This is a genomic window from Acidaminobacter sp., from assembly GCF_030247605.1.
Taxonomy (GTDB): Bacteria; Bacillota; Clostridia; order Peptostreptococcales; family Acidaminobacteraceae; genus Acidaminobacter.
Genome location: NZ_JAOTSB010000002.1, coordinates 208,683 through 225,134, shown reverse-complemented (window position 1 = coordinate 225,134; position 16,452 = coordinate 208,683). Strand labels below are relative to the sequence as shown.

The 16,452-nt window shown below is 49.7% G+C and carries 13 protein-coding genes; 11 read left to right on the top strand and 2 right to left on the bottom strand.

Features of this window, described 5'->3' with window-relative positions; translation table 11 throughout:
- Positions 1 to 240 precede the first annotated feature (240 nt).
- Positions 241 to 1,131 (top strand): MBL fold metallo-hydrolase, encoded by an 891-nt coding sequence (locus tag OEL90_RS01060; RefSeq protein ID WP_300686721.1) that lies wholly within the window; start codon positions 241 to 243, stop codon positions 1,129 to 1,131.
- A 65-nt stretch (positions 1,132 to 1,196) separates the two neighbouring features.
- Here OEL90_RS01060 and OEL90_RS01055 read toward each other — a convergent pair whose 3' ends face one another.
- Entirely contained in the window at positions 1,197 to 2,417 is a 1,221-nt protein-coding gene (locus tag OEL90_RS01055; protein ID WP_300686718.1) for a DHHA1 domain-containing protein, read from the bottom strand.
- Positions 2,418 to 2,602: 185 nt separating this feature from the next.
- Between OEL90_RS01055 and OEL90_RS01050 the strand changes: the two genes are divergently transcribed.
- The 6 genes from OEL90_RS01050 to holA all read left to right on the top strand — a co-directional run bounded on the left by OEL90_RS01050 (position 2,603) and on the right by holA (position 10,724).
- Positions 2,603 to 3,505: a hypothetical protein gene (locus OEL90_RS01050; RefSeq protein ID WP_291401153.1), complete on the top strand. Its 903-nt coding sequence runs from the start codon at positions 2,603 to 2,605 to the stop codon at positions 3,503 to 3,505.
- Positions 3,506 to 3,631: 126 nt separating this feature from the next.
- The gene (locus tag OEL90_RS01045; RefSeq protein ID WP_300686715.1) at positions 3,632 to 5,533 is read left to right on the top strand and encodes an Eco57I restriction-modification methylase domain-containing protein; all 1,902 of its coding nucleotides are present in this window, start codon (positions 3,632 to 3,634) and stop codon (positions 5,531 to 5,533) included.
- Between the two features lie 26 nt (positions 5,534 to 5,559).
- Positions 5,560 to 6,288, top strand: a complete 729-nt coding sequence (locus tag OEL90_RS01040) for a PIG-L deacetylase family protein (RefSeq protein ID WP_291401158.1) — start codon at positions 5,560 to 5,562, stop codon at positions 6,286 to 6,288.
- A gap of 168 nt (positions 6,289 to 6,456) precedes the next feature.
- Complete coding sequence (locus OEL90_RS01035) at positions 6,457 to 7,017, top strand: ECF transporter S component (protein WP_291401160.1); 561 nt, start codon at positions 6,457 to 6,459, stop codon at positions 7,015 to 7,017.
- A 263-nt stretch (positions 7,018 to 7,280) separates the two neighbouring features.
- Positions 7,281 to 9,575, top strand: coding sequence for a DNA internalization-related competence protein ComEC/Rec2 (locus tag OEL90_RS01030; protein ID WP_300686712.1), 2,295 nt, complete (start codon positions 7,281 to 7,283; stop codon positions 9,573 to 9,575).
- Between the two features lie 90 nt (positions 9,576 to 9,665).
- Positions 9,666 to 10,724, top strand: a complete 1,059-nt coding sequence (holA, locus tag OEL90_RS01025) for a DNA polymerase III subunit delta (protein ID WP_300686709.1) — start codon at positions 9,666 to 9,668, stop codon at positions 10,722 to 10,724.
- A 187-nt stretch (positions 10,725 to 10,911) separates the two neighbouring features.
- Here the strand turns inward: holA and rpsT are convergent, their stop codons facing one another.
- Positions 10,912 to 11,181, bottom strand: coding sequence for a 30S ribosomal protein S20 (gene rpsT, locus OEL90_RS01020; RefSeq protein WP_291401165.1), 270 nt, complete (start codon positions 11,179 to 11,181; stop codon positions 10,912 to 10,914).
- A gap of 207 nt (positions 11,182 to 11,388) precedes the next feature.
- Here rpsT and lepA point away from each other — a divergent pair, with 207 nt between their 5' ends.
- From lepA to grpE, 4 genes are all read left to right on the top strand, one after another.
- Positions 11,389 to 13,209: a translation elongation factor 4 gene (gene lepA, locus OEL90_RS01015; protein WP_291401167.1), complete on the top strand. Its 1,821-nt coding sequence runs from the start codon at positions 11,389 to 11,391 to the stop codon at positions 13,207 to 13,209.
- Positions 13,210 to 13,340: 131 nt separating this feature from the next.
- Entirely contained in the window at positions 13,341 to 14,471 is a 1,131-nt protein-coding gene (hemW, locus tag OEL90_RS01010; protein ID WP_291401168.1) for a radical SAM family heme chaperone HemW, read from the top strand.
- Between the two features lie 283 nt (positions 14,472 to 14,754).
- Positions 14,755 to 15,783, top strand: a complete 1,029-nt coding sequence (hrcA, locus tag OEL90_RS01005) for a heat-inducible transcriptional repressor HrcA (RefSeq protein WP_291401169.1) — start codon at positions 14,755 to 14,757, stop codon at positions 15,781 to 15,783.
- Positions 15,784 to 15,801: 18 nt separating this feature from the next.
- Positions 15,802 to 16,392 (top strand): nucleotide exchange factor GrpE, encoded by a 591-nt coding sequence (gene grpE, locus OEL90_RS01000; protein WP_291401170.1) that lies wholly within the window; start codon positions 15,802 to 15,804, stop codon positions 16,390 to 16,392.
- Positions 16,393 to 16,452: the final 60 nt, after the last annotated feature.

Below are 16,452 nucleotides of genomic sequence, written 5' to 3'. Positions count from 1 at the left end.
GATGGTTTCTTTCCCCAATCCCTAAACAAAGCTGCTTAGAGCCACAAGTTTACGGGTAGAAAGGAAAAGCGATTATAAGGCATGAAACAGGAGGGTACTGGTTTCGAAGGGGTCGTTTTTCGACTTTCTTTGATGGCGACGAACCTTCCAGATTTTAAAAGCCCGGACGGGGTAGCCTGTCCGGGCTTTTCAATACTGATTTTTGAGACAATTTCTATAAATGCGGATCGGAGGAAACTTATGAGTTTCAGAATTTTGACAGAACAAACGGGGATCTTTGAAAGCGCCGTCAGCATAGGAGTACTAAAAATGGAATCCGGCTTTGCCTTCATTGATTCCGGGGTGGAGGACAGTGCGGTCAAAAAAGCGCTGCAAAGTATCGGTGACGGCTGGGGTGCCTTCAAGGCGATTCTCAACACCCACGCCCATGCGGATCACATTGGCGGCAATGCCTGGTCCATCCGAAACCGCGGCGTCAAGACCTATGGGCCTGAGGGTGAAGCCCACTATATTGAACATCCGGATCTCGAGCCCCACTTTCTCTTTGGGTGCGCGCCTATTCCTGAGCTTATGAACAAATTTTATTGTGCCAAGGCTTCTGACGTGCATCACCGCTTGCGACCCGGGTCTTTTGAGCTCGAAGACAGAAAGCTCAACCTGATCGACCTGAAAGGTCACAGTCCGGGGATGCTGGGCGTGATCACGGAAGAAGGGCTGTTTCACGTTGCGGATGCCATTATGCCCGAATCACTCGTCACCAAGCATAAGCTGATGTTTGTCCATAACCTGGGAGAGCACCTGGAAACTCTGGAACGGGTAGCCGGTCTGGCAGCCAGCGGTTATCTGCTGTCCCACGGTGGGTATCTCGAGAAGGTGGATACCCTTATTGACCTGAACCGTTCGGTTCTGCTGGAGGTCAACGACCTTATCTTTACCCTTGCTGCGGAGGGCGCTGAGGACACGACGATTCACGCCGGCCTGTGTCAGCGCCTGGGCATGGTAGAAAATCCTGGCCAGTACTACCTGAACCACACAGCGGTGAGGGCGCACCTGAAATACTTAAAGGATCTAGGTAAACTGGATCTGATCTGGGATCAGGGGCGACTCCTTTGGGTGCCGGTCAGCGCTTAAACTGCGGATTAAGATCTAAAAATTCACGACTGAGCCAATGATACATGACTTAGCTTCTCATCCTGCTAAACCTCAATAAGCCCGCGCTGCTGAGCCAGAGCGCTTGCGGCCGCTTCAAGGGCTTGATCAAGCAATTCGACTCTTGGCCCGCCGCCTTGCGCCACAGCGGTATTACCGCCGCCTCGTCCTTCCAGGAGCGCGATTGCGGGCTTGAAGACCTCTCGGATGTCCAGCTTTGGAAGGTTGTCGCCCCTGGCGCAGAGAAGCTGCGCCTGGCTGCCGTCACTGCCCGTGCTTGCCAGGATAACGACCGCGCCTGGCAAGGCTTTCAGCACGCCTGCGGATAAGACGCGAAGATCAGACATATCTTTACCCTGCAGGACCCGGATGAGTTGTTGTTCGCCGGAATGCTCAATGTCAGAGACCAGACGCTCGGTTTCAAACTCCAGCAGTGCGGATTTTGCCTGCCGGAGTTCTTTTTCAAGCTTCGACTGGTTGGACAGCAGCTTTTCGACACCTTTGACAACGTCGGAAACCGGCGTGGCGAGGCTTTGACTCAGCTGAGTCAGTGCCGCATTTTTCCTCAGCATATCTCTGATTGCCCGTTCACCGGCGACAAATTCAACGCGGGTACCGGCTTTATAGTTCTCATATCGTGTGATCATAAGGCAGCCTATGGCGGCTGTCGTGTCAGGGTGGGTACCGCCGCAAGGGGAGTAGTCCAGATCCCCGATCCTGATCACACGAATGTTGTCCTCTACTTTTGGAATTTTTCTAAGGGGCAGACTTTGAAGCGTCGCCTCATCAGGATAAAGCGCTTCTATTGAGAGGGCTGCCCTGATGGCGTCGTTGGCCATGAAAACTGCGCGTTCCAGCACTTCCTGATCGACCTTCTTGTCGAGATCTATGGAAGTATAGGACTCACTCATATGGAAGCCAATTGTGGCAGCCTCACAGAGCTCCAGAAGACAGGCGGACAGGAGATGCTGTGCGGCGTGCTGCTGGGTATGGTCCGCGCGCCGTTCGGGGTCAACGCTGGCCTTCGCAGGTCCGGATGACAATGCTTTGTCGACGATATGCAGCACCTCTTTGTCCGGGCTGGTCACGACATTGATGACGACCGCGTCGCCAATGCGGCCTGTGTCACCGGGCTGGCCGCCCCCCTCGGGATAAAAGGGAGTTTGGTCCAGAATTATAGCAAACCCTTCCGGGTGTGGATCGCACTTCATGATCTGGACATCACATGCCAGGCAATTTGGGTCTTCCAAATAGATGAGACGTGTCATTTAAACAGTCACTCCTTCGTTAATTTAAATTAGTGGGGTAATGTTCTATGGGGGGCTGGGGAAAAGTCACCATCGGCTAAAAGCACTGGCTTTGACTGAGGGCATATCATGGACAATTTTCCTGTTAAAGACTATAATATCATAGAATTCACCGTTTAAGGCAATCTGAAAGTGAGGGCAAAATAATGCAGACTAATTTAGCCGTGTGGCAGGACTGGCGCGAGGCGACAGAGGCGCTCCTGTTTTACAGTATGGAACCGCAATTTGCTGAAATCATTGTGAAGGCGGACAAAGCGTATCGCGGGGAAGAGGATCAGGATACGCACGCTGACCAATTTGAGAGTTATCTTTTATATGATTACAGAGTCGACGGTTTGAGCTTTGCGGACCGGTATGCCGCGGCGGATCGTCCATTCTCGGGATTTTTCAAGGCCATTGCACACAATTATTTCAGCGGCTTTGAGGTCATGCGCCATGATGCCCATGTTTTTCTCAAGGATGTTTTCACCAAGCGAGACTTTAAACTGCTGAATCCTGAAGTTCTGGAGGGGGAGAGCTTTCTGGTCGGGCGAGCTATTGGTTTTGCCGATGGTTACATTCTGGCCCCCGACTTCGAACTCTACACCAAGGAAACCATGGAAGCCTTTAAAAGGGCAATTCTGGAACGTCACGCCGCTGAGAGACAGAACGAAGCGCTCGAAACCTTCCTGGAAAACAATGCGCTGCTCATGATGCGGTATCTGGATATTCTGGAAACCATCATGGAAGCGGAGCAGTCTGAGGAAGAAACTTATCTGGTACACCAGTCGACCTATCTGCATCAGAACTCTGTGAAGATCAGGGAAGTCCTGGAAGCCTCACCGGACTGTGAAATTGCCCTTGATGAACCTGAGGATCTCATTTTCAGGCTGATGTATGAAGGCGATATTATGGCGGAGATCGTCCTGATGAAAAACAAGGTGGTTTTGGAATGCGTGGAGGAAACCGCTCTCAGCCGGTCCAGAAAGTGGTTTGAAGCTCAGCTGGGTGAACTGGTCGTTCACTTTGCGGATGAGGTGCTGACGCTGGATGATTTGCTCGAATCTTAGTTCTAGCTAAGTCCAGGCGAACTGAAGGTGATTGGAAGCTTGCGGGCGAAAGCTGGACTGTGGTTTGACCGCTGGACTGAGCAGTAAGGTAATAGAGACTATTGACAGGTGACGGGGGTGAACCGCATGGAAAGTACATTAAGAGCCGTCTATGCATCCATGGGGGGCCTCGATCAGGCAATGCACCAGCGGCACAGGGATCAAACCGGCAGCTTTTATACGCCTTTTGAGGTGGCAAGTGAAACTGTCCTTATAGCAGCAGTACGTAGGCTGTGCTGCGTTTTCAGCGCTGATCCGGATGAGGTGAGGCGCTGTCTTGAAAAGCCGGGATCAGACCCGCAGCGGTCAGAGCAGTATTTTGAAGCCATGCATACCTGGCATGTGGTGGATCCCGCCGGCGGAGATGGTGTCTTTGCCATTGCCTGGCTGAGTCTTCTTGAAACTTTATGCCGCAGCCTCGAAAAGGACCCACAGCTTTTGGCTAAAGCCGCAGAGAGGGTCCATCTCTTCGATCTCCAGCCCGAGCCGGTGGCGCACTATAAAGACATGGTGGCGTCATACTTCAAGCTGGACCGGGAGAAGCTTGGAAGTTACACCGGCAATGTCCTGGATACGGCATCTCTGCTTCAAGGTCCTCCGGTGGCTGAAGTTCTGGCGCTCGGCGGCTATGATCTCGTTGTGGGCAATCCGCCTTATATTGGCGAAAAGAATCATAAAGACTTGTTTGATGAAGCGAAGCGGTATCCCTTTGGGGCGGCGCATTATGAAAAAAATATGGACTTCTTCTATTATTTCATTCATTTGGGTATGGCACTCCTGGCAGAAGGCGGGATCTTAGGCTTCATCACGACGGGGTATTTTTTCACTGCAGATGGCGCATCAGGGCTCAGAACGGCTATGTCTCAAAATGGCAGTTTTGTGGATCTGGCTCGTTTTGAAGGCGGTTCTCTCTTCAAGGACGCAGCAGGACAGAGTAACGTGATCTTCCATTACAGACGTGGCGTTCAGGAACGCTGCCGTTACGTGGAAGTTCCTGCCAAGCCAAAGACACTGGACGTCACAGAGCGCTGGCGACAGTCTTCTTCTATGATCTGGCTGAATCGGAGTCAAATTGTCAGTCGCTTTGGTAACTTTTACTTTTCCATGCACCCCGGTGAGCCCCTCGCCATAGAAGAAATGGAAGCAGCGTGCAGCAAGACCTTTGGGGACGTCTTTCAAGTCCGCCAGGGAATTGTCAGCGGCTTTGACCGGGCGCCGGATGAGGGCGTCTTTGTCCTCACGCCTGAAGAAGCTCTATCCCTGGAGATTGAAGAAGCTCTGCTGGTGCCTTTTTATAAGAATAGTCAAGTCAAGCGCGGCAAAGTTGATTTGGAAGCTCGTTTCGTCCTGCTGTACATTCCTCAGGAAATTGAGGAATTTGAAACGCATTATCCCAATGCTTATAGGCATCTAAGCCGTTTTAGGGGCAAACTTTCAAAGCGGAGGGAAGTCGTAAATGGGGTCCGCCCTTGGTATGCTCTCCAGTGGCCCAGGACAGCCACGCTGTTTGAAGGACCCAAAATTGTGGCGCCCCACAGAGCCCTCAACAATGCCTTTGCTTATACGGATCAGCCATTTTATGGAAGTGCGGACCTTTATTATTTGACGCCTTTAGTTGGGTTGGAAGAGGTTAAACCGGACAAACAGATTAGCAACAGCGGCTTAAGCCAGGAGGACCTGCTTGCGGTGAGCCTCATTCTGATCACAGAGGTCTATGAATTCTGGCTCAGTGTCAGAGGAAAGCGCAAGGGAGATGTTCTTGAACTGTATGCAACCCCCCTCAGACAAATGCCGCTTCCGCCTCTGGAAGGTTGCGACGCGTCCTATTTGAGGTTGAAAACTTTGGCAGTGGACCATTACCGGCGTTTTGGGCACCTCTGTAATGAAGACTTGAGAGCGGAAGCAAGTGGCGTGGTCTTCGACTGGCTTGGTTTATCAGAGGTTGCCAGGAACACGATTAAAGATTATTTTGAAGCGAAACGAACGTAAACCAATGCAGAAACGGAGGGTACACAATGAATAGAGCGATTGGCATTTTTGCGCATCCTGATGATGAGGCAATTATAATTGGAGGCACCTTGATTCAACTGGCTGAGATGGGTTGGGAGACCCATTTGATCTGCGCGACTAAAGGCGAGGCGAGTACAGCATATGACCGAGACTATGTGAAAAAGGAAGATTTGGGTCCGGTCAGAGAGCAGGAGCTGCTCAGAGCGGCGGAGCTTATGGGTGTTGCGAAAGTTCATTTTCTCGACTATATGGACGCGACTTTGGTGGATCAGGACGAGATCGAAGCCGTTGAAAAACTGGCCGCTCATCTGAACGCCCTGCAGCCTGAATTGATCTACACCTTTGAAGTCAACGGCATCTCACATCATCCAGATCACAAGACGGTTCACCGATGGATGATGAAACTTCTCCATGAGGGTAAACTCAATTACGCGCCGCAGGCGGTTTATCTGGCCACAGTGGACAACAGGGCAGGGCGGCTCAAAAATGGGCTTCTTATGGGCAGTCCAATTGAAGAGATCACAACCATCATTGATATTGAGCGGGTTGCGGATCAAAAGGCAAAAGCGATTCTTGCACACAGGACTCAAATGAAAATGTTGATCAACAATGGACTGATTGTGGATGGTGCGCTGCAGCGAAATCATAGGCATGAGTACTTCATTAAACTGGATGGGTCTGGACAGCCGGTTCAATTGAAGGAGAAGGAGACACAGCTTCCGGCAACTCGCTGATTGCATAGTTGTGATCGATACGGTGTTAAAGCGGGTACCAGTGTTGCGATACAATTTTCGTTAAATTGTGTTGATCCTGTATTGTTTGGAGTGTTATAATCCACCTTGTACCCTACCGGAACAATTTCTAAAAGGTAGGGCACAGTCAACGTGAGGGAGGAACGACACTTGAAAAAACTATCTACTAAAACCGTGGTTCTGATAGGTCTGCTGGCAGCGTTGGTAGCGATTGGTACCCTGCTGATCCAGATTCCAATTCCAAAAGGTTATATCCATATTGGAGACAGCCTTGTTTACCTGAGTGGCATTGTACTCGGTCCGGTCTATGGCGCGTTTGCAGCGGGCATAGGCTCCATGATTGCTGATTTCCTGAGCGGCTACACCATTTATGCGCCTGCGACGCTGTTGATTAAGGCGCTGGACGCTTTTTTGGCGGGTTGGATCTTCAAGGCTTTTTATCATAGAGGACAGTCGCTGGCCCGCTTGACCGGTGCATACATTGTCGCGTTTATTGCCGGCGGCGTCTGCATGATTGGCGGATATCTGGTTTATGAATATTTTCTTTACGGCTTTGCCCAAGCTGTGGCTGGTGTGCCCTACAACATGACGCAGGCTATCGGCGGCGGCATTGTTGGTTATCCGCTGTTGATCGCATTTAAGAAGGCAAATCTTTTGAAGCCTTTGAACCTGGATGAAATTGACACGTATTCGGACAAAGACAGAAAGTAAGCTGTGTGTGTTTTATAGAGGAAGGGAGCTGGCCCTGTGGGGTTCGGCTCCTTTTTATGTGGCTGGTTATGGCGTGTGATTGTAACAAAAATATTACCGTCCGCGTCCCCAACTTCAGGGTGGGGACAATAGGCCACAAGCCGCGCGGACGGTAATATTAAAATTGTTAAACTATGTATTTATTTTCTCGAGAGATTGACACTATTTTACATTAAATGTAATAATAGTATTGTACGATATCAATCTTTTGAGGAGAAGTGACTATGCGCCGTCCTTCAATCATAGCCTGGGTCGGGCTTGCAATTGGAATTACAGCGGCTTCGGGGCGCTTGGAGATTTGGCTTGCCGCTTTGATTGCGACGGGCTTTGCGTGGATTGCTTCGGAAAGCGGCAGACCTAAGGCTTTAATTCTTGTGCTCCTTATGTTTACGTTTGGTTATAGTCCCATGTTGAACCGTCAAACTATACCCAGGATGGAAATGCCGCTTCGTGTTGTGGCAGTCGGTTATGTTGACCGGTACAGCGCGCTGAGCGAAGAAAAGTTGGTTTTTCATGTCGTTGGGCATTTAAGCAGTGACGAATCAGAGCAAGGACAGGAGGTCATCCGGCTTCCGGAAACCTTTGCTGCTGTGTTTAAACCGCTGGAACAGATGAAGATTGGCGGATATTACCGACTGACTATGACGCTGAACTCTGCGTCGCTGCCCAGAAATCCGGGGATGTTCAATTACAGGCAGTTTCTGGATTCGAGAGGCATTGCCTATCAAGGGGAAGTGGTGGGCGCAGAGGCTCTGGATCACAGCCCCCACAGGGTCGCTTCGTTTAGGGAAAAGGTGCGGCAGCGGATCCTGGATGTCCTGCTGAACCGGCTAGGCGCTGAGGAAGGGCAGTTGGCCGCAGCCATGATTCTTGGAGATACAGCAGACTTGGATCCCGAACTTCTGGAAATTTACAGACAAACTGGGACAGCACACATTCTTGCAGTATCCGGTCTTCATTTTGGTATCTTGTTTACAGGTGCTGAAATACTGCTGGAACGGACCAAACTGCCTTATATTTTGAGAAAATTGAGTCTCGTTGTGCTGCTGCTGCTTTTTCTTGGACTTGTTGGACTTCGCAGTTCAGCAATGCGGGCAGCAGGCATGCTGATCCTGGCGGGTGGGCTTCAGACCTTAGGGAGACAGTATGACCGGTTGAGTGGGCTGGCACTGACGGGAATGGGGATACTCGTGTTTCGTCCCGTACTGCTCTTTGATGTGGGCTATCAGATGTCCATGGCCGCTGTATTTGGTATTGCGGTGGTGCTGCCTGTGCTGGCCAAACCGGACCGGAAAGGGAATCCTGTCAAAGGCTTCCTCAACGCTTTGGCACTGAGTTTCTCGGTACTCGTCGCCACTGCGCTGCCCGCGGCATGGCATTTCAATACGCTGTCGCTGATTTCAGTCATTGTCAATTTGCCCGTCGTTTTTCTCACTGGGTTGGCTTTACCGCTGGCTTTCTTGACCCTTCCGCTGTCACCGCTTCCGGTGCTGCCGGCGCTGACTGGATGGATGTCAAGTCAGGGGCTGCGGCTGATTGAGGCGGTGGTTCGTTTCGCAGAAGGTATGACTGCGCATCCGTCAATCCCGGCTGCGACACCCGGTGTGTTTAAGAGTGCGGGTGTTGCGGCTATTCTGATTGTGTTGGCTATGAGAAAGTCACGCCGAGAGTTCTTTGACTATGGTAGGGTCAGAATATTGGGATCCATAGGTTTATTAGCTTTGATTCTCTTTGGGCTGCCATTTGAAGCTTGGCTGCAGCCGGTGGACAGGATTCGTTTCTTTGATGTTGGCCAGGGAGATGCAGCACTGATACAGACGCGGGCAGGTGAGAACATTTTAATTGATTCGGGTGACGGCAGGGCGTTTAGGGAGATGGATCAACTGCTGCTTAAATCCGGCGTCTCTACCTTATCCCTTATGGTGCTGACGCATCCCCACATGGACCATATAGGGGGCGCGGAGGCTGTGCTTGAACGTCTGAAAGTGGGCAGCCTGGTCCTTTCCGGAGCCGTCCGGCCGGAGTCTTATGGCAGTTTGACAGAGGTCGCGTCACGTAGAGGCGTCGAGATCTTCTACGTCCACACCGGTGACCGGATAGGACTCAAGGGTAGTCACCTTGAGGTGTTGTCTCCGCCGGAAGACGCAGTGGACATGGGAGCCAACGAAGCCTCAATTGTCATGACCTATGTCACCGGCGAACTGTCTTTTCTGTTTACAGGAGATATCACTGCAAGGCAGGAGTATGCTATAATAGATAGGATTCCTTCGCTGAAAACCATATTGAAAGTGGCGCATCACGGTTCAAAGACTTCAAGCTCGGAGGCTTTCATTTCAGCGCTGAAGCCCGGGATGGCTGTGATCTCGGTGGGCAGGAACAGTTTTGGCCACCCTGGCAGGATCACCCTTGATACCCTGTTTGAAAACAAGTTTATCACCTACAGGACAGACCTCAGCGGCTGTATTGAGGTGAAAACGGATGGGGAATCCGTTTGGTCCAGGCAGTGGCTGAAAAATTAATTTTGACAGGATAAGATTTAAGACACAAAGTCGCAGCCTATTGCTGCTATTTGGTAAAATTCGAGATGGCGTAAAGTGTGAGGTGTTCATTTGGCATACAAAGAATTTTATGATGATTTGAAAAGCAACGCACTAAAGCCGTTGTATCTTTTCTGGGGACCTGAGACTTTTCTCATGGACAGCATGCTGGCTCACGCAAAGAAATCACTTGTTGATCCTGCTGCTGAGCCTTTTAACTTCCAAGTGGAGAATGCGGACCAGCTCAGCGCAGAAGAAATGGTTGAAAAAATGGAGACGCTGCCGTTCCTGTCAGAACGCCGGCTGATTATTTTCAAAAATTCTGGTTTCTTTGCGAAGAAAGCGACTTTCACTACTTCGGGTGAAGCAGCGTTAAAGACTTGTTTCGACAATCCTTCTTCTTCAACCGTTGCAATTTTTATTTGTGAACCTTCGCCGGACAAGCGCCTGAAGTGGAGCGAGCGACTGGGGAAGCACGGCCGTGTGGTCTCCTTTGAACGACTGGATGAAACAGAGTTCAGAAAATGGATTGCCCAACGGCTAAAAAAGGGCGGTGTCGAATCGGACGACAGAACCCGCCAGTATTTAGTTGAAAGGCTGGCCTATTTGGAATACAGAGCGGAAATCTCGCTTCAGGAAATTGATCAGCATTTGGAAGTGCTAATTTCCTTATGTGCAGAGAAGGGACAGCTGACCAAGGACGCCATTCTCAAAGTGGTGCCTCAGAATCTGGAGGCCAGCAGTTTTAAGCTTGTGGATGCTGCCATTGCTCAGGATCTTCCAAGAGCCTTGGCTATGCTGGAGTCGCTCCGGTCAGATGGCGAGTCGGAAGTCATGCTGCTTGGGACACTGTATAAAGCCCTGACGCAGATGCATTTAATCCGTTTAATGTCGAACACGGGCTATAGCGAGGCGGACATAGCCAAGCGTATGTCACTGCACGCCTTCCGAGCGAAAATCATGGCAAAGCAGGCGAGAAGTTTTGATGTGGATTTGCTCAGCGGATATATAATTGAAGCGGCGCGTCTTGATCACTGGATTAAGACAGGCAGGATCAACGCCTGGATCGCCTTTGAAGCACTGCTGACGTCAATCTCAGTGCGTCGGCCGCTCAGGCCTTTTGGGACTTAGCGTCATTCCAGGGTTCCCTCAGCAGTACGCTTATTAACTGCATTCTCCATTCCTCAGGAACAAAAAATAAAAAAGCGTATGATCTCTTGATAAGATCATACGCTTATTTGACAAGTTGATTTCTCAACGGCTCAACTTATTTGAAAGTGAACACTTTCTTGGGGAACGTGACGGCGTTTAAGAAAGTTTATCCAGCGATCATGTCTTTGAGGCGCTTATTGAGACGGGAAATCTTTCTTGAAGCCGCATTCTTATGAATGGTACCTTTAGAAGCAGCCTGGGAAAGCTTTTTCTCAACGAAAGTCAACTTTTCCTGAGCGAGTGCCTTATTGCCAGCTGCAATTGCCTCGAGGAAACGCTTCTCTGCGGTCTTAAGAGCAGATTTGCGGGACTTGTTCAAAAGCGTCTTCTTTTTGATTACTGAAATTCTTTTCTCGGCAGATTTTATATTTGCCATTTACTTTCACCTCCCACTTAGATGTTCAACAAAAGTATTCTATCATGTCGAATTATAAAAAGCAACGATAATTACAAGCATTTTACATAAACCTGACAACACCTTAGCACATTCTCGTTGTGAAGGGGTGGCCGCTGTGTTATAATTGACTGGAATTTCACGGTTCAGCGACACTTTGAACAGCACTAAATAGGAGGAATAAAATTCATGTCGAAACACTTGAATCGACAGGACAAAATAAGGAACTTCAGCATCATTGCGCACATTGACCACGGCAAGTCAACTCTGGCAGATCGTTTGATCCAGACCACCGGACTTCTGACTCAACGTGAAATGAAGGACCAAATCCTGGACACTATGGACCTGGAGCGGGAGCGTGGCATTACCATCAAGCTGCAAACCACGCGTCTTGTTTATAAAGCTAAAGATGGCGAAGAATACATTTTGAACTTGATCGATACCCCGGGCCATGTGGATTTCACTTATGAAGTCTCCAGAAGCCTTGCTGCATGCGAAGGTGCAGTTCTGGTGGTTGACGCATCCCAAGGGGTTGAAGCGCAGACATTGGCAAACGTTCACCTCGCGGACATGCAGGGACTCGAAATCGTGCCGGTTCTCAATAAAATTGACTTGCCGAGCGCGAGACCGGATGAAATCAAACATGAGATTGAGGAGGTCATAGGCATCCTCGCAGAGGACGCGCCGCTGATTTCTGCCAAAGACGGCCTGAATATTGAAGATGTCCTCGAAGCTGTGGTACATAAAGTGCCGGCACCGAACGGAGACGAGGAAGGTCCGTTGAAAGCGCTGATCTTCGACTCTTATTATGACTCCTATCGGGGTGCGGTGGCAATAGTACGAATCAAAGAGGGTCAGGTCAAAAAAGGGACAAAAATTATGATGATGGCTGCGAAAAAGGTTTTCGAGGTCGTCGAGGTAGGCATCTTTATTCCTAGCGCTGCACCTGTCGAGGTTCTCAAGGCAGGAGATGTCGGCTATATAACGGCAAGCATTAAGAACGTCATAGACTGTCGAGTGGGCGATACCATTACGGAAGCGGAACGGCCTGCGCCAGAGCCGCTCCCGGGTTACAAAAAGGCTCAGCCTATGGTCTACTGCGGTATTTATCCGGCAGAAGGCGAAAGCTATGATGTAATTCGCGACGCCCTTGAAAAGCTTCAGCTCAATGATGCGGCGCTGACCTTCGAACCTGAAACTTCAGTAGCCCTCGGCTTTGGATTCCGCTGCGGCTTTCTAGGGCTTCTGCACCTTGAAATTATCCAGCAGCGTCTCGAACGGGAATTCGACCTGGATTTGATTGCGACGTCGCCAAGTGTTATTTATAGAATTACCAAAACGGACGGCGAGGTGGTCATGGTTCAGAATCCAACGAATCTGCCGGATCGCCAGTCCATTTTGACCATGGAAGAACCTATTGTGGACGCGCATATTTTCTGTCCGACTGAATACGTAGGCAACATTATGGAGCTGTGCCAGAATCGAAGAGGCGTCATGCTCTCCATGGATTATTTGGATGCTAAGCGCGTCAGGCTCCATTACGAGCTCCCGCTGAACGAAGTCATTTATGATTTCTTTGATGCTTTGAAATCCAAGACCCGCGGTTATGGGTCGCTGGATTATGAATTTAAGGAATACCGTGAGTCGGATCTGGTCAAACTGGACGTCCTGCTCAACAAAGATTTGATTGACGCGTTTTCTATGATTGTGCATTCTTCAAAAGCCGTATCGAGAGGCCGTGTTATTTGTGAGAAGCTTAAGGAAGTCATTCCGCGCCACCAGTTCGCGGTGCCTATTCAGGCGTCCATCGGCAGCAATATCATTGCCAGGGAGACCATTAGCGCGCTGAGAAAAGACGTGCTGGCAAAGTGCTACGGCGGCGACATTTCTCGTAAGAAAAAGCTGCTTGAGAAGCAAAAGGAAGGCAAGAAGAAGATGCGTCAGCTGGGTTCCGTGGAAGTGCCTCAGCAGGCATTCCTCGAGGTTCTCAAATACGACGACAGCAAATAACCATAGATAGCCATAATTAACCATAACTTTTTTATGCGGCTTTTCTCCGGGATGGACCGGGGAAGAGCCGCGTTCGTGTTTTGGGAAAACGCAGTGCAGGTCACTGCCAGTCATTGAAATGGAGGCGCCAAATGAGTCTGGGATTATATGTACACATTCCGTTCTGCAGGAGCAAATGCTACTATTGCGATTTTTGCTCCATGCCGGATTTGAGCCGGCGAGTGGATTATTTGGATGCCCTCGAGAAGGAAGTGCAGCTTCATGCAGCCCGTTATGGCCGACTGATGCCTGAAACCATTTTTATTGGCGGCGGAACACCTACACTGCTGGAGGACCAGGATTGGCACAGGCTCTCCAGGCTGTTTGAACGCTTTTTTGATTTGTCCTCGCTTTCTGAATGGAGCGTTGAAGGCAATCCGGAATCCGTCAATTTAGCTTTGTCAAAGACTCTTAAAAGTATTGGTGTCAACCGCTTCAGTATGGGCGTTCAAAGTATGGACTTCAGCCTGCTGAGGGCCATAGGCCGCATCCATTCGCCGGAAGAGGTCACGACAGCTTTTAACGCCTTGCGCCAAACGGGATTCGACAATATCAACCTGGATCTGATGACAGGACTGCCCGGACAGACTTTGTCCGCCATAGACGAGACGCTGAGTTGGTTGAAACAATTTGATCCGGAGCATGTGTCAGCTTATGGTTTGAAGATTGAAGAGGGGACGCCTTTTGACAGAATGGAGCGCCAGGGTCTTCTGAAGCTGCCGGAGGAAACTCTGGAACGGGAGATGGACCATAGGATCCGTGAAGTTCTGAGAGAACGGGGTTATCAGCATTACGAAATTTCAAACTATGCGAAGCCGGGAAGAGCGTGCCGGCATAATTTAAACTATTGGAACTGCGGTTCCTATGCGGCAATTGGACTGTCTGCCCATGGATATCTGAATGGTGTGCGCTATGAAAACACCTCGGATCTCAACCGATATATTCATGATTTGAGCCATGAAACGCTGCCCGTTATTTCAGAGGAAGCCATCAGCCCTCAGGAGGACGAAAAAGAGTGGATCATGCTGCGCCTGAGACTTTCTGAGGGGATCCCCTATTCGCAGTATCAGGCGAGATACGGAAAATCCTTTTTAAATGAAAAGAAGACCGCCATTGAAAAACTAAAAGGGACAGGCTGGATTGACCTTCAGAAGGAGCACCTGAGACTGACAGAGGCAGGCCTGGATTTTGCCAATGCTGTTATTGTAGAATTTTTTGAATGAATTTTACAAACAGTAATAGGGTCGGGTAATGGGCAGGCATATGGTTAGTCCATGACACCTTATGTGATGACTTTGGACAATATGGATGTTAGGGGACCTGAGTAAGCTGAGGCTTCCCTTTACATCCATTTTTAGGTTCTGCACCCTTCAAGATTTCCTTTTCGTTTTCCTTTTTCTGCGTTTTTCAGAGAAACTCTTGACAGGTGAAGGAGGCGGTGGTATTCTAAATTTGATCGAGTTAGCACTCGTCAAACATGAGTGCTAACAACAAGGATGTGAAGGCATGCAAATCAACGATCGCAAGCTGCGGATCCTGAAGCTCATAATTGATGACTTCATCGATACCGCTCAGCCCGTAGGCTCCAGAACAATAGCCAAGAAGTTCCCGGTAGGCATCAGTTCCGCGACCATAAGAAATGAAATGGCGGACCTGGAAGAACTGGGGTACTTACTTCAACCTCACACATCGGCCGGGCGCATTCCTTCCGAGGAAGGGTACAGGCTCTATGTCGACCGTTTGCTGACAGACGGCCCCATTGACAAGGATCAGATGGATCTCATCAAAGGGCTTCTTCACGGCAACCTGATCGAGGTTGAGGACGTCGTCAGACAGGCTGCTCAGTTGCTGAGTCAATTGACCGGCATGGTTTCTGTCATTTCACTGCCGCAATTCAAGAAGAGCCGGCTGACGAATTTCAGGCTGGTCAAAATCATCCATTCGAAAGTGTTGATGATTCTTGTGGCGGATTCAGGGGTTTTTAAATCTATCCCAATCGATTTTGTAGATGTTGAGCAAAATGAGTTGGATACCCTTTCGGATCTTATCCGTGAGCGTTTCAACGAGCGCCACATTGAAGAGATCGACATCAGGAAGATGGGCGCTCTCATGGTGGAATACCCTGAGTACCGCCGAGTACTCGAGTATCTTCTTCCCATTGTCAGGGAGACATTCAGGGAATTCGACCGATTTGAGTATGTCATTGAAGGCAAAGACAGAATTTATGCCATGCAGGACTTTGAAGAGCGACAGAAAGCCAAATCGCTTTCAGAGGCCCTCGAACAAAACAAAATTGTGGAACGTCTGATTGGAGTTCTCGAGCATGAAGGCATTTCCGTCAGAATTGGTTCGGAAATTGGTCTGGAGGCTTTTTCCAGCTGCAGTGTCGTGTCGACCCCTTACCGCGTCAATAATGTGGCAGCCGGCAAGATCGCGCTTTTAGGACCGACCCGCATGGATTACGGCCACGCCATGACCATGGTGAACTATATCAGGGAAACTTTATCCGAGCTTTTTTCCGGCATCCACTTATAAGACAGGCAGGTGTAAAGATTGAAAAAACAAACACACAAAGAGCAGACAGCAAATGAACAGGAAACGATTCTTGAGACAGCTCCTCAGGGGACAAAGGAAAATGAGGTGGCCGATGGTCACCTGGAAACACCCGAGCCCCCGACAAACGACGCAGACAAGGAAATTAAACGTCTGACGGAGGAATTGGCCGCCAAAGGTGATGCGTTCCTGCGTCTGACCGCTGAATATCAAAACTACAGAAGACGCGTTGAAAAAGAGAAGCAGGAGCTGATCAAATTCGGCAACGAAAAACTTGTCGTCGATCTCCTGAAAGTCCTGGACAATTTCGACAGAGCTTTAAGCGCGGTGGATTACGACTGCGAAGAGAACAAAAATCTGATCAGCGGCATAGAAATGATTCGCAAAAGCTTGAGTGATCTTTTGAAGGACTATGGTGTGGCTACCATTGAGGCTGTCGGACAACTCTTTGACCCGGTCATGCATCACGCGGTCATGACAGAGGCTGCTGAAGGCATAGCGCCGGATACGGTTCTTGATGAGTTCCAAAAAGGCTATACCCTGAACCAAAAGGTGATTCGTCCGTCTATGGTCAAGGTATCTTCTCATTAAAAGCTATTGACTTTTTTAAGGCAATTGACTTTGGTTCAAATGAATCTGTCCGCACAACCA